Below are 13,947 nucleotides of genomic sequence, written 5' to 3' on the forward strand. Positions count from 1 at the left end.
CTTACTGTCCCGGTGCCGCGCTAGTTGGCGTTCCCTGGCCAACAACTCGACGCGGACTGTGATACAGACCGACTTCGTCCCGACCGTCGCCGTCCCAATCAGCCGCGACTGGTTGGACGGACTGGCTGAACTGCGCGGCTGTCATTCCCGCCGGAACGCTAATCGACACGACTTCATCGCTCTCGTCCAGCACGCGATTATTATTGGTGTCGAGGATAAAGCGATCCCCGCGATATACGCCCAACTGGTCGACGCCATCCCCATCCCAGTCGCCAACAATCGGCTGATCGCCGTTGGCTCCGTAGCTGGCCGCTAGATCGATGGGGCTAAATTTGCCATCGCCATCGACATCCAGCCGCCATTCGCCGTTATTATAGACGCCGATGCTATCCGACCCCTGGCCGGTCCAGTCTCCCGTGACGGGATGATCGATATTGGTGCCATAGTGGAAGACATGGTCGATCAGGTCCGCCCGCAGCTTGCCTGTGAGCGAACGTTTGAGCGTTCGTTCGCCCAGCGGTGCTTCATCCGGTAACGGAGGCATATTTTTGGCCTTGCCCGTCGGTGGATTCAGGGCAATCGGCAGACCCGGTTCGCGCAGGATCGCTTCGGGATCGCGGGGCCAGGCAGGCCCATAAATGCCAATGTCGTCCTTGCCGTCGCCGTCCCAGTCTCCAACCACGGGCAGGTCTTCTTCGGTCCCCAGCTTCGCCCAGAGGTCGTCTTTGTCCCAACGGCCATTGGCGTTCAGATCAATAAACCATTCGCCGCGGATATAGACGCCCAGCTCGCTTTGCCCATCGCCGTTATAGTCCCCGGGAACGGGAATGGCGTTTTCATTGCCAAAGATCGGCGTGGCGACGGTTTGGCCGTCGCGGCGGTACAGACTCCATTGCGTCCGGCTCATCTCCACGCCGTTCCATGTTTGCAGATTGAGCTGACTGGCAAAGGCGATTTCCGGCTCTTTTTCCCGCTCGGTGCGGGGTTGGCCCGCGTCAATCACGCTTAGATGCCAGGTCTTGCCACGGACACCCGTCCCGTCAATATACAAACGGGCGATTTCCGGCGCGGGTATAAAGGGCAAAATCTTTTGCGGCGGAGTCGCGGGAGTGGCCGTAAACTGATACGTGGGCGGGGGGGGTATGCGTAAAATATCCGGCGGCGGCAGGATGGTTTCCACCACCACTTCGCTAAAATTGTTCTCGCGCGAGGTCACGCCCACCGGCACATTGATCCGGGCGATAAAGTCATAATTGGACAGCGGCACGTCGAATTCAAATTGCAACAGCGCAATGTTCACGCTGCGGTTGATCGCCAAGCCCGAAGTCGTCCCCGCGCGGTCAATATTGTCCAAAAAACCCTGCGGTTGAACCTGCCGCACGGTATACAGTTGCCCCCCCGTCAGGCCCGTAAATTCATAATACCCCTGGGCGTTGGTGGTAGTGGTCCGGGGGTTGCCATAAGCATCCAGGATCGAGTTTCCGCGGCTATCCCCTAGCAGCAACTTAACGCCGGGAATAGGGATGCTATCCGCGCCGCGGATACCCGGGCGGCGACCATACACATCGGGCGATTGACCCGGCAAAACCACGATAGGAGGCCCATCCTGGAACACATAACCCGACAGCGCCGCGGAGGGAAGTTCACAAAAGTCGTAGTTAACCGCGTGTTCGGCGGAATCGAGAACAATGCTTACAATCAGGTCGTCTTGCAGGACCACGCCGCCGGAACTGCCAGGAAGCGTTCCCCCTTGGAAGTAGCCGCTAGGCTGGCGTTCACGGATGGAATACAGTTTGCCCGGTTCGAGTCCGCCAAAGTGATATTCGCCGTTAGTATTCGTTAACGTGGTTTGTAGGACCGCGCCAAAGTTATCCAGCAATTCGATCGTGACTCCAGCGAGGGGTTGATCCCCTTCGTCATACACGCAATCCTCATCCGGATCAGCCCAGACCCGTCCGGCGAGACTGGCGGGAAGCAGTTCGCAAAAGTCATATTGCACGGCCGCGGTGCCAGAACCAATCGTGATTTGCCGGATCGTATCCTGAGCGGTAATGTTTCCCCCCGCCGAACCGATCATTTCCTGTCCATCAAAGTAGCCGGTCGGCTGCAGTTCGCGTACACCATAACTGCCGGGAGCCAAATTATCGAAGGAGTATTCACCCTGGGCATTGGTCAGTGTCGTGCGAATGACCGCGCCATTGGCATCCAGTAGTTGCACCACCACGCCGCCAAGGGGGGTATCACTTGGCCCAAAAAAGCAATCATCTTGTGGGTCCGCCCAAACGCGACCCGCGATTCTGCCGGGGAGTAATTCGCAAAAATTGTTTTCGACCGACAATTCACCAGAGCCTAGATCAATCTGCGTGATCAAATCGGTCCCTTGCGACACACCACCCAAGCTGCCGGGGGTAGCGGCCCCTTGAAAATATCCCGCGGGCTGGATTTCGCGGACGGAATAAACGCCAGGGGGCAAATTTTCGAACGAATATTCCCCGTTGGCATTCGTCAAGGTCGATTGGATCACGTTGCCACTGGTGTCCAAGAGCTCGATCCGCACGCCCGCCAGCAAAATGTCATTAGGCCCAATGATGCAATCCCCTTCGGGATCCCCATGCACGCGGCCTCGAATACCGACGGGAATTTTTTCGCAGAAGTCGTAATTTTTCGCGTTTTCACCGCTCGAGAGGCTGATTTTTCCTAGATGGTCCGCGCCCAGGATCAAACCCCCGGCGGTGCCGATCATTTCCCCCCCGTGAAAGTAGCCTGCGGGCTGGATCTCGCGAATTCCATATTGTTGGTTGGGGGCCAGATTCAAAAATTCGTACTTGCCTTCGGCATCGGTAAACGTCGTGGCAATAACCGCGCCGCTGACATTGAGTAACTCTATTTTCACCCCGGACAGGGCAAAATCCTCGGGATCTTGAAAGCAGTCCCCATCACGGTCGGCAAAGACCTTGCCAGCGATGCTAGCGGGCAAAAATTCGCAAAAATCGTACTCGATGGCATTGGTCCCCGAACCGAGCGCGATCTGGCCCAGGTGGTCCTGGCCTAGGACGCTGCCGCCGGCACTTCCTGGTTTTTGGCCCCCTTGATAGTAGCCAGCGGGTTGGATCTCGCGCACGCTGTAAGTGCCGGGAGCAAGATTTGCAAACTTATATTCCCCTTGGGCGTTGGTCGTGATCGTGTTGATAACTTCGCCCGAGGAATTGAGCAATTCGATCGTGACGCCACTCAGGCGTTGATCGGCGGTGGTCAAAATGCAATCTCCCTGCGGATCCGCCCAGACGCCACCGGCAATACTCGCGGGAAGCAACTCGCAAAAATCGTAATTTTCGCCGACGCCATTGCCCAATAGGACAATCCCGCCGATGTTATCGGCACCGGTGACCTGACCACCGGCGGTGCCCACCATTTGGTCCCCGTGATAGTAGCCGCTGGGTTGGGTTTCGCGCACGGCATAGATGCCGGGGGCTAAATCGGTAAAGGAATACCGCCCTTGGCTATCGGTATAGGTGGTTTGGACGATTTGTCCGCCGCTATTGAGCAGATCGACGCGCACATTTGCCAGTGGCACATCACTCGTGGTGTAAACACAATCCCCCTGCGGATCGGCCCAGACGCGACCGCTCAGCCGGGCGGGCAGCAACTCGCAAAAATCGTAGTGAATGGCGTCGGCATTTGATCCCAGGACAATCTGACTGATGAGGTCCGTACTGGCCGTGCCTCCGGCACTGCCGACCATTTGCCCTCCTTGGTAATAACCCGCGGGTTGGATTTCCCGCACGCTATACACCCCGGGTGCCAAGTTGACAAATTCATATTGTCCCTGGCTATTGGTCGTGGTGGTCCCCACGACCTTTCCGCTGGAATTGAGTAATTCCACAGTCACGCCACCCAGCGCGATATCGTTGGGGCCATAAACGCAATCCCCCTGGGGATCGGCCCAGACGCGGCCGCTAAGCCGTGCGGGAATCAATTCGCAGAAATCATAATTCAATCCCTCCGCGCCTGAGCCCAGATTGATTCCTGTGATCAAATCCGTGGTCGCCACGCCTCCCGCGGTGCCAACCGTTTGTCCCCCTTGAAAGTAACCCACAGGCGTGTATTCCCGCACGCTGTAGACGCCGGGGGGGAGGCCGGTAAATTCGTATTGGCCTTGCGCGTTGGTAAAGGCGGTTTGCAGCACCGATCCAACGGGGTTAAGTAATTCGACTTTAACATTTGCCAGCGGCAAATCGTTTGGCCCAAAGACACAATCGGCCTCGGGATCGGCAAAGACCCGCCCGGCCAACCGCACGGGCAGGACCTCGCCAAAGTCGTAGCGCACGCCATCCTCACCCCCATCCAGAGTGATTTCGCACAGTTCATCGGCGGTAATAACCGTCCCCCGGATCGAGCCATTCACGCTGCCCACTTTTGATCCGGTGCTGAACCAGCCGGTGGGCTGGGTTTCGACCACGCAATATTTTCCCGGTAATAGTCCGGTAAATTTGTATTCGCCGCTAGCGTTGGTGACAGCCGTTTGCCCCGTACTGACATACTGGCTGCCGTTCCATTGCATTAACGTCAAGCTGACATTCGCGATTCCCTCTTCGCCTGTCCCCTGGCTGATGGATTGATCCCGGTCATGAAAGACCACGCCCGACAAGGTAATCGGTTTTGGAACCTGGGTAAGAACTGTCACCGCCCCGGCGGTACGGTCGATCCGGTCGATTGTGTCCGGCGGTATATAATCATCCGGCGGCAGATTTAGCGTCGAACCCGCCTGTGCGCGGGCGTTGGCAAAGTTTGTGTCAAAATAGTCATAGTAAATCGCCTGGCCCGTGATGTCCTCGTAGTTGGGATTCGTAAAATAGCCGGTCAGGATAGAGCCTTCGAACTCGCCCCCTTCCGCCAGGGCGGTCGCGCTGAATAGCCCTTGTTCATCCACATCCAGGCTAAAGATCAGTTTTTCGCCCGCGTCCCAATCCACCAGATCAAACGTGATTAAGCTGGATCCATCCGCGACGCTGACATTACTAATGGAAAAACCCGTGGTGCTGACAATCGCCAAGGGGATAGAGTTGAACACGCCATGGCCCCCAGGCGCCGTGTCATAAAAAATATCCCCGAGGGTCAGGCCGCCATCCTGGAGCTTATCGCCGTCGATGGTAACGCGATTAAGCTTGGTCCCCGCCGCGCCGCCGGTAAAGGTGACTTCCAGGATATCCGGTCGAGAATCGTCCCCGGAGGCTTCCTCGTAATAAACCGAGCCTAAATGCAGCGGAGCGACCGCCATCGCCCGGCGGGATTCCAGTTCTTCCACGCCGCAAATTCGCAGTTGCGCCGCGCGCTCGACATGATCCGCCACGGGACCGCGAAAGAGGCTCAGGCGACTGGCCCAATGACGTACCTTGCGTAGCATACCCATCGTCGTACCTCCGTGCACGTCAATGTTTGATGAATTTGTTGGGGTTGCCCATCCTGGGAACCGGTTCCATTGTTTCTTAGCTATGCCATTGCGATTTTTTAGGTCAATCGAAATGCGATAAGGAAACCAAGCGTATCTCTTCCGCCAGGGGTTTATTTATAAGCACTTGGCAAGCGCGACTGGCGCGGCGGTGTTTTTCCCTGGGAAGTCGCCGGAACCTCGGGAAAAGCCCCTTCCCCGGCGCCGGTATTCACTGGCGGAAAACTTGAATTGCCCGGCGGCAAGACACCTGTTGTCCCCGCGGGAGCTTCCAACGGGTCCACGATTGCGGGTCGGGGTGAGACCTGCGCGGTGGTGGAACCAGCCAGGATTTGATCCATATTCCACACCCGCGCGGTGGTGTCAAAACTGCCGGAAACCAGCAAACGGCCCGCGTCATCGGCGGCTAAGGCCGCAATCGTGCCGGTATGTCCGCGCAGGATTGCCAGCTCACTCTGGGTGGCGGTGTCAAATAGATGGATCAGGTTATCGCTCCCCCCAGCGGCGAGCGATTTTTCTCCGCACCAGGCTAGGGCCATGATTTTACTGCCGCGAATGGTGATTTTTATCGGTTGGGGGTTGGCCTGCATTCCCGCGGCCAAGTTCCAAATTTGCAGTTGCTGATCGTCGCCGGCGGTGGCTAAATATGCCCCCGAAGGCGAAAATGCCATTGCCCGCAGACGCCGCGTGTGGGCGATAACCACCGGCCCCGGAGATGGCGGAGAAAGCCGCCACAATTGCAAGCGTCCGTCGCGACCCCCGGCGGCCAACGTTGATCCATCGCGGGAAAAAGCCACCGCCCGCAGATCCTCGCTAGCGGCGGCAAATTGCTGATTCAGGTTGCCGGTGGTCACATCATAAATGCGGACATCCTGGGCAAAACCGGCGGCGGCGAGTTCATTTCCGGCAGGGCAAAAACCCACGCTACGAATGGCCAGGGGATGCGCGGGCAATGTTTTTAACAGTTGGCCATCGTTTACTTGCCACAGGCGAACTTGGCGGTCGTCCCCGGCGGTGGCCAGGATTTGCCCAGCGGGGTGAAAGACCGTGCCCCGCACCCAATCGGTATGCGACTTTAACGTATGGTGCAGTTGCCCATCGGCCAGATTCCACAACCGGACAATATGATCATCGCCAGCCGTGGCCAAGGTTTGCAGATCGGGGGAAAGCGCCACACCCGTCACCACCGGCGCGCGGTCGGCGGGAAGTTCCGCCAGATGCTGGATCGTCAGGCGGGGCAGGACCTGGGGTAATGCCTGATCCGCGTGAACGGTGGACCAGACGCTGCCGCACTCCGCCACCAGACATGCCGCGGCACAGAGGCCCAGAAAATTTCCGCGAGTCATCCGTGACATCATCGCCTACTCCCATCCTGGGAAAAGCCGGTTAGGGCAATTGCCGCTAGCAACCGGGCGGCAAAAAAGGTGCGCGCAGGCAGCCTGCCAACGCGCGGTCTCTAGTGTTATCGACTTAGAGCCTGGAAAGTCCGTAGTCGAAATATGGGATTTTGAGAAAGTTTAACGATTAGGGGGATTGTGTATGCCAGCAGGACGAGCTGTACCACTTACTATCAAATTTCCCGTGTTGTGCTCAGCTTTTTCATCGCCAAAAACAATTGAGGGCAAAAAGGCGTTTAATTCATTGCGGGCCAAAGGCCCGACCTATCCCCCAGCCTAGGGCAAGCGCAGCGTCGCCCTAGGTACATGGAAAGAAATAAATGGAAGGGCCAACGGCCCGATTCACCCACTGCGACAACCAGATAAAAGCTAACATACCTCTGAGAGGTTGGGGCCGAAGCCCAAACTACGTTTATTCCGCTTCAGCGGCGGCTGGTTTTGCCGGTAAAAACTCCACGGTCTGGCCATCGATTTTATATGCTAGGCCGCTTTCCGCCACCAAAGCCGCTAGCAACTCATCCAAAGTCGCTTCCTTGACCGCCAGCTTAACCGGCTTGTCCAAATTGATCCCCGCCTGACGCAATGCCGTCTTGTCCAACTTGGCGGTTAATTCCAAACGGGGTAAAAGTGTCTCGATCGCCGTGGCCAGGGGAAGTTCTAGCTTCAACGTGTAACGCTTTTGACCCTCCGCAACGCTGGTCACCTTGGCGGGTTTATTTGCCAGCAGGTTTTGTAGCAACTGGTGCTCCTCGGCGGTCCCCCGCAGCGTGATTTTTTTGCCAGCAATTTCCATCTCCCGCTTGACGCCCAGTTTCTCTAGCTTTTGGCGTAATTGCGCGGGATCGGCAAAGGTGTATTGGCGGCTGACAAGGATTTTTTCCAGTTCCGCGGGAATGGGAATCAACGTGATCGAACGGCCATCGGCGGACCATTCCCACGTTAGGCCAAACTGCGCTAAAAACAGCGTGGACCGTTGAATCGTGGTCAAAGGAGGCCAAGATTTTTCCGCCCAAAGATCGTGTGGCAGTTCCCGGGGGTTGGTCGGGGTGACGCCCGCGGCGGTGGTGATTTGAGCGAGCAACTTATCTACAGCAGTCGCCTCGGGCCAAGACCACGCTTGCGAGGTTGTCCAGGGTTTGCGTAGCGGCGCGGGTATGGTGGCGAGCCGCTCGGTTTGCCACAGCGCCAGCGTGTTAAGCTTGGCGGCTGTATCGGGGGGGCCCAGGTAGATGACGCTTTCACCAATGGAAACGCCCAATTTTTTGGCGGAAGCCAGTTTCTTTAACAATAGCTCCAGCGGTTCGCTATTTGCCGTATACTCTACAAACTGCTCGGGATCGACCCGACGGTCGAGCACAATGCAAATTTTGTGAACGTCACTGATACGGGCCAATACCTGCCGCAGGGGAATGCGCACCCAACTGCCATCAACCGGCAGGGCAAGCTGGCGCTCCAGCGCGGAGCCGGTCAGGTATTTGGGTTTGGGTAAGGCGGGAGCGGGGGGAGTAGCTTCCGGTTTAACGGCGGGCGGGGGTGTTTGGGCAGTGGCGACAGGAAAGTAGATGGGGAGAGTGGTTAATAAGATTATTATCGAGTTTGCGAATTTCATACTTACCACCAGAGTTTGGGGAAATGCCGTATTTAACCGCGAAGCGGTTTCACTCTATAGCCCAGGGTCGCGCAGCGCACCCTGAGCGAGCAATTACCACACTATATCATAAACCCCTATGGGGTTTCACGATGATAACCGGCGGTTGAATCTGTTTACCCACCTAAAAACACCCGCCGCAATTCCTCGATCACCGTGTCACCCATGACCGTGACCGGGCCCAGCGCGCGGCTATGAATCAGGGCCTCGGCGGTGGTTTCCAAGACTTCCAGCCGGTCAAACGCATCCAACACACTCTTGCCTAGCACTAGAACGCCATCATTGTCGATAATCGCCGCGGGCTGTTGAGGGCCAACCACTTCGGCCACCGCGGTCCCCGCTCCAAAGTGCGGCCCATAGGCAATGCGCCGCACATCCCGCAAAAAAATATAGCTTTCCGGGATGGTCCGCGCATCTAGCGCTTCATGGGTGACCGAATAAGCCGTCGCATGCACGGGATGGGCCAGCACGATGGCCCGCACCTCCGCATGCTGGCGATAAATACTTTGATGCAGTCGGCTAGCGCGGCTGGGATATTGTCCCGCCGCGGCGGTGTTTCCGCGCACTAGCACTAAATCCGCGGGCTGCAACTCATATCGGTCGCGCTGCGAAGGAGTGATGACAAAGCGTTCTTCATCCAATCGCGCCGAAAAGCTCCCTTCCGTGCTAATGAGCAGTCGTTGCCGCACTCCGCGCCGCGTAAATTCACACAACTCCCGCCGCAATTCCAACTCCTCCGCGCCGGGAGGTGGAAAATTCGCCGGGCAAAAGTCGCTTCGTCGCGCCGCGGACTCCGCCAGTTGGGTCGCCGTTAAATGATGCATCGTACCCAGTTGGCGGGCCTGAATGATCGTCTTGGCCGCGAACTCCAACGCCTCAAATCGTTCAAACGCTTGCGCCAGGGTACTGCCACCCACGACCACGCCATGATTTTCTAACACGACGCAAGTAGGCAGCGTCTGATCGGCGGTCGCGGTCATAAATGCGTGCGCGATGTTTTGGCCCAGTTGCCGACTCCCCGGCAAGCCATACGGAGCAAAGCCAGGCTGGCCACAGACCTGATGCGCCTGGGGAAACAACCGCGTGTCCGGCGTTTGGCGGGTCATGCTAAACGCGACCAGGGACGTGGGATGGGCGTGAACAATTGCCCGCAAGTCCGGTCGCGCGGCGTAGATCGCCTGATGAAAAGGCAATTCGGACGACGGCGGATGCAGACCGATTGATTCGCCGCCGGGCCGCACACAAACCATGTCGGTCCGCCGCAGGCTCCCTTTATCCACCCGGGCGGGAGTAATCCAGATCTGCCCCGTATCATCCACGACAGAGAGATTTCCCCCCGACGTGGTGGTCATGCGAAACTGGTAAATCCGCTGCATGACGGATAAAAGCTGATCGCACGGGGGAAGCCACTGGGTTGCGTGCATGGGGAAGCAAAAAATTCCGGGACTTTATCCAAAGTAGCCTATTCTGTGTGCCACTCTGGCGCAAACTGCACAGAGTTTTTCACGGAGAAGACTGGGGGAACGGGTTACATCTCTTTCGCATCTCTCCTAATTGAATCTCGCTGTGTGAATATCCCGGCGACCTCCACCAATTCTGTGGCCGGATTCGATGCGGTTCACTGGCTGACCCGGCGGCGAATTTCGTCAACCACGTCGTCGGCCTTGACACGCCATTGTTCCAGGGAATCGCGGTCGCGAATGGTCACGGTGTTATCCGTGAGGGTTTGGCCATCCACCGTGATGCAGTACGGCGTGCCAGCTTCGTCCTGGCGGCGATAGCGGCGGCCCACCGCCCCCTTTTCGTCATAAAAGGCGACCATCTGTTTTTTTAGCCCGCGATAGATGGCCTGCGCGATCTCCGGCATGCCGTCTTTTTTGACCAGGGGGAATACCGCCGCTTTGATCGGAGCCAGGCGGGGATGAAACTTCATCACCACGCGGGTTTGCATTTCTCCTTTTTCGTCCGGGGCCTGATCCTCGTGATAGGCCTCGCATAAAAACGCCAATGTGCCGCGGTCCGCCCCAGCGGATGGTTCAATCACATGCGGTATGAACCGTTCATTCGTCAGATCATCGCGATAGCTCAGGTCCTTGCCGCTGCCGCGATGTTTGGGCTTGCCGTCGGGACCTGGCTCGACCTTTAATTCCGGTTTAGAGTTGGGATCGAGCTTCCCCTCCATGTGGCTGCGCAGGTCAAAGTCTCCCCGATGGGCGATCCCCTCCAACTCGCCAAATTCCCCCGGGGCCAAAAATGGAAACGCGTATTCAATGTCCGCCGTTCCGCAGGAATAATGGCTTAGTTCATCCGTGTGATGCTCGCGCATTTGCAGTCGCTCGGGCGACAATCCCAAATCCAAATACCACTGAAACCGGCGATCCCGCCAGTATTGGTACCATTCGCGCGAGGAGTTGGGATGGCAAAAAAACTCGATCTCCATCTGCTCAAACTCGCGCGAGCGAAATGTAAAATTTCGCGGAGTAATCTCGTTGCGAAAGCTTTTGCCGATTTGCGCGATACCCACCGGCACGCGCACCCGCGAGCTATCAATCACGTTCTTAAAATTGACGAAAATCCCTTGCGCGGTTTCGGGACGCAGAAAGGCCACGTCGTCCTCACCCCCCAGGGCGCCGATGAATGTCTTGAACATCAGGTTAAATTCGCGCGGGTCGGTCAAGGTGCCGAGTGTCTTGGCATCCACGCCCAGGACGTCGCTCTTGGCGGCCTGCAACTGAGAGTACCGCACGACATCCCCTTCCCACTGCAACTCGCCGGCGTCTTTATTTCGCAGATTAAAAAATTTGAGGGCTTTTTGCTGCAATTCCTCGGCCTCTTTTTCCGGCTCGGCCATGGTCGTGACAAAGATGCGCTTATCTGCATAACGGACCCAGCGCCCGCGGATATGGTCGTGGCGATAGCGCTTTTTAGACTCTGTGCAATCGACCATAAAGTCATGAAACAGATCATAATGCCCCGAACACTTCCAAACCTGCGGATGCATGATGATCGAACAATCCAGGCCGCACATGTCAAACGGTTCGGGCGCGCCGGGGGGGGCGGTCAACTCGTCATGGCCGCTAACCATGTCCCGCCACCATGCTTCCTTAATGTTTCGCTTGAGCTCCACGCCCAAGGGGCCGTAATCCCAAAATCCGTTCAGGCCACCATAGATTTCGCTGGATTGAAAGATAAACCCCCGGCGTTTGCACAGCGAAACCAGCTTGTCCATGTCCATAAATGTGGGAAGCGGTCAAAAAAAGTGATGAAGTCAATGAGAAAATCCGAAAAAACTCCGGGTGGCGAGACTCGAACTCGCACGGGCGTTACCGCCCAAGGGATTTTAAGTCCCTAGTGTCTGCCATTCCACCACACCCGGGTAAGAACTGGGCAAGTACCTATGATTCGGAGGAATCAGGTGACAATTATCCCATCCATGTGTTACGCCCATCTAGTGAAGGATTTGCGGAGGATTGCGGTAAAATAATAGCGTTCCGACGGTCGCGTATCCTGCCATTCCCCCAAATTCGCCCAGCGGCTAAAATTCTGGCACCAGTTTAAACAAATCGGGATGTTTTTAATAGGCATCCTCCCGGACCACTTTTTCCAAGATCATTCCCTGTCCCGATTGGTTCGCACATACACGACCATCCAGTTTTATGCCCGGTTTTTTGCAATATTTGTTTCCCACCCGTGCATCATTGATGCTGGATGTGGTGTTTTTGGCTATGTTTTTAGTCGTGCCAACCCTGGCCGTCAGTATTCAACTGGCCAAGCGCAAACAATACACCCTGCACAAAATTACCCAAACCGTTTTAGGGGCGGTGCTGCTGGTGGCGGTTTTGGCGTTTGAGATTGATATGCGATTTTACACCCAATGGCGGGCCTTGGCCGAGCCGTCCCCTTACTACGCCAATGGGTTGGTCAGCCAAAGTTTAATGTTGCATCTGTGCTTTGCGGTCCCCACGCTTGTATTATGGATTTTGGTAACTGCGCGGGCGTTAATGAATTATCCCAATCCCCCCCGCCCCGCCGCCGAAAGCAAATTTCATTTATTTTGGGGGAAAGTCGCGGGCCTGGGCATGGTGGGGACGGCCGTGACGGGCTGGTTGTTTTATTATTTGGCGTTTGTGGCGTGAGTTGGAGAAGTGAAGGAGTAGAGGCTGGAGGAGTGGAGCAGTTTTTGCGCGTTAACATAATTCCTCCATTACTCCACTACTTCAAACTCCTTCCCCCCGCTACAACTCCACGCCCAACCGCGCCATGACGACTTTCATATCTTCCCACACGTCTTTCTTGGCGGCGGGGTTACGCAGCAAATACGAGGGATGGTACGTGCAGTACAGGGGTATCCCGCGATAGTCGTGCCACTTTTTGCGCAGTTTGCCAATCGAGATCTGGCTATTCAACAGGCACTGTGCCGCGGTCGTTCCCAAACAAACAATCACCCGCGGGTGCACAATCTCTAACTGCCGTTCCAGGTAGCCGCGGCAATTGGCCACTTCCACCGCTTCCGGGGGACGATTTCCCGGTGGCCTGCATTTGAGCACATTGCAAATGTAAACCTGCTCCCGCGTCAATTGGCATGCCTCGATAATCTTGGTCAGCAACTGCCCTGCCCGACCCACAAACGGCACGCCGGTCTCGTCCTCGTCCGCGCCGGGGGCTTCCCCCACCAGGCACAGCTCCGCCGTGCAACTTCCGTCGTGAAACACCGTCTGCGTCCGGGTGCTGGCTAACTCGGCGCAGCGCGGGCAGCCAGCGACTTCCCGGGCAATCACTTCCAGCCGCATGGGCCGCTCTGCCGCGGGGACCACCTCGGTTATGGGATTATTTTTTAAGGTTGGTTGGGTTGACATATTTTCCGCCGAAATCGCGGTAAACGGTGGTTTTAGGGGGGGAATTTCCAGCTTGCCCAAATTGTTAGCGGGAGGGAATGTTGGCTTCGCCATAACTGGGCTAGCCGGGAGGGGCATCATGGCTGGATTAGACTGCGGAGCCGGTACCCCAGTGATAGCACGACCCGGGCCTGACGCGGGGGGCGCGGCCGGTTTTTTTATAGCGGGGGGGGGAACCGCCGGATCATCTTTTATTCGTGGGGAAACCGCCTTATCCGCACTTTTATGCGACTGAACCAGCGCTAATGATTCTGCTTCGGCGACACCCATGACTTGCAAGGTTTGCAGCATATCACGTACCGCTTGTTCCCGCGGACGCATCAGATCCTGCAGGCCGGCCCGCTCCCAACTTTGCACTAATTGCAGCAGGGCGGTTTGCATATTGATTATATCCGTGGGCATGGCGCTCCTTGGCGATCTACTCGTATGAAAAACTTGAATTCAACAGAAATTCCGCACAGTACATAAAAAGTGACGGAAGTGGGGTTAGCCGCGCTGGTTGCCTTTGCAAAACAGCGGTCTACAATGGGTTGGCCTGACGGCAAATGCCGCAATAAA

Annotated in this window: 7 protein-coding genes and 1 tRNA gene; 1 reads left to right on the plus strand and 7 read right to left on the minus strand. The window is 56.8% G+C overall.

What is annotated here, in order from left to right:
- Nucleotide 1: 1 nt before the first annotated feature.
- The 6 genes from SFX18_05975 to SFX18_06000 form a co-directional block, all read right to left on the minus strand.
- A complete protein-coding gene (locus SFX18_05975) occupies nucleotides 2-5,410 on the minus strand; it encodes an SdrD B-like domain-containing protein (GenBank protein ID MDX1962680.1) in 5,409 nt (1,802 codons plus the stop codon).
- A 152-nt stretch (nucleotides 5,411-5,562) separates the two neighbouring features.
- Complete coding sequence (locus SFX18_05980; protein ID MDX1962681.1) at nucleotides 5,563-6,804, minus strand: WD40 repeat domain-containing protein; 1,242 nt, start codon at nucleotides 6,802-6,804, stop codon at nucleotides 5,563-5,565.
- A 454-nt stretch (nucleotides 6,805-7,258) separates the two neighbouring features.
- The gene (locus tag SFX18_05985) at nucleotides 7,259-8,455 is read right to left on the minus strand and encodes a hypothetical protein (GenBank protein ID MDX1962682.1); all 1,197 of its coding nucleotides are present in this window, start codon (nucleotides 8,453-8,455) and stop codon (nucleotides 7,259-7,261) included.
- Nucleotides 8,456-8,610: 155 nt separating this feature from the next.
- Entirely contained in the window at nucleotides 8,611-9,918 is a 1,308-nt protein-coding gene (locus SFX18_05990) for a class II aldolase/adducin family protein (GenBank protein ID MDX1962683.1), read from the minus strand.
- A gap of 194 nt (nucleotides 9,919-10,112) precedes the next feature.
- Nucleotides 10,113-11,723, minus strand: coding sequence for a glycine--tRNA ligase (locus tag SFX18_05995; protein MDX1962684.1), 1,611 nt, complete (start codon nucleotides 11,721-11,723; stop codon nucleotides 10,113-10,115).
- Between the two features lie 62 nt (nucleotides 11,724-11,785).
- A tRNA-Leu gene (locus SFX18_06000) sits at nucleotides 11,786-11,870 on the minus strand.
- A 280-nt stretch (nucleotides 11,871-12,150) separates the two neighbouring features.
- On the opposite strand from SFX18_06000, the gene SFX18_06005 reads away from it, so the two are divergent.
- Nucleotides 12,151-12,630 carry a DUF420 domain-containing protein gene (locus SFX18_06005; protein MDX1962685.1) on the plus strand — a complete coding sequence of 160 codons (480 nt, stop codon included), beginning with the start codon at nucleotides 12,151-12,153 and terminating at the stop codon, nucleotides 12,628-12,630.
- 99 nt (nucleotides 12,631-12,729) lie between these two features.
- Here the strand turns inward: SFX18_06005 and SFX18_06010 are convergent, their stop codons facing one another.
- On the minus strand, nucleotides 12,730-13,791 hold the full coding sequence (locus SFX18_06010) for a uracil-DNA glycosylase family protein (protein ID MDX1962686.1): 1,062 nt from the start codon (nucleotides 13,789-13,791) through the stop codon (nucleotides 12,730-12,732).
- Nucleotides 13,792-13,947 lie beyond the last annotated feature (156 nt).

This window comes from Pirellulales bacterium (genome assembly GCA_033762255.1).
In the GTDB taxonomy this organism is placed as follows: Bacteria; Planctomycetota; Planctomycetia; order Pirellulales; family JALHPA01; genus JANRLT01.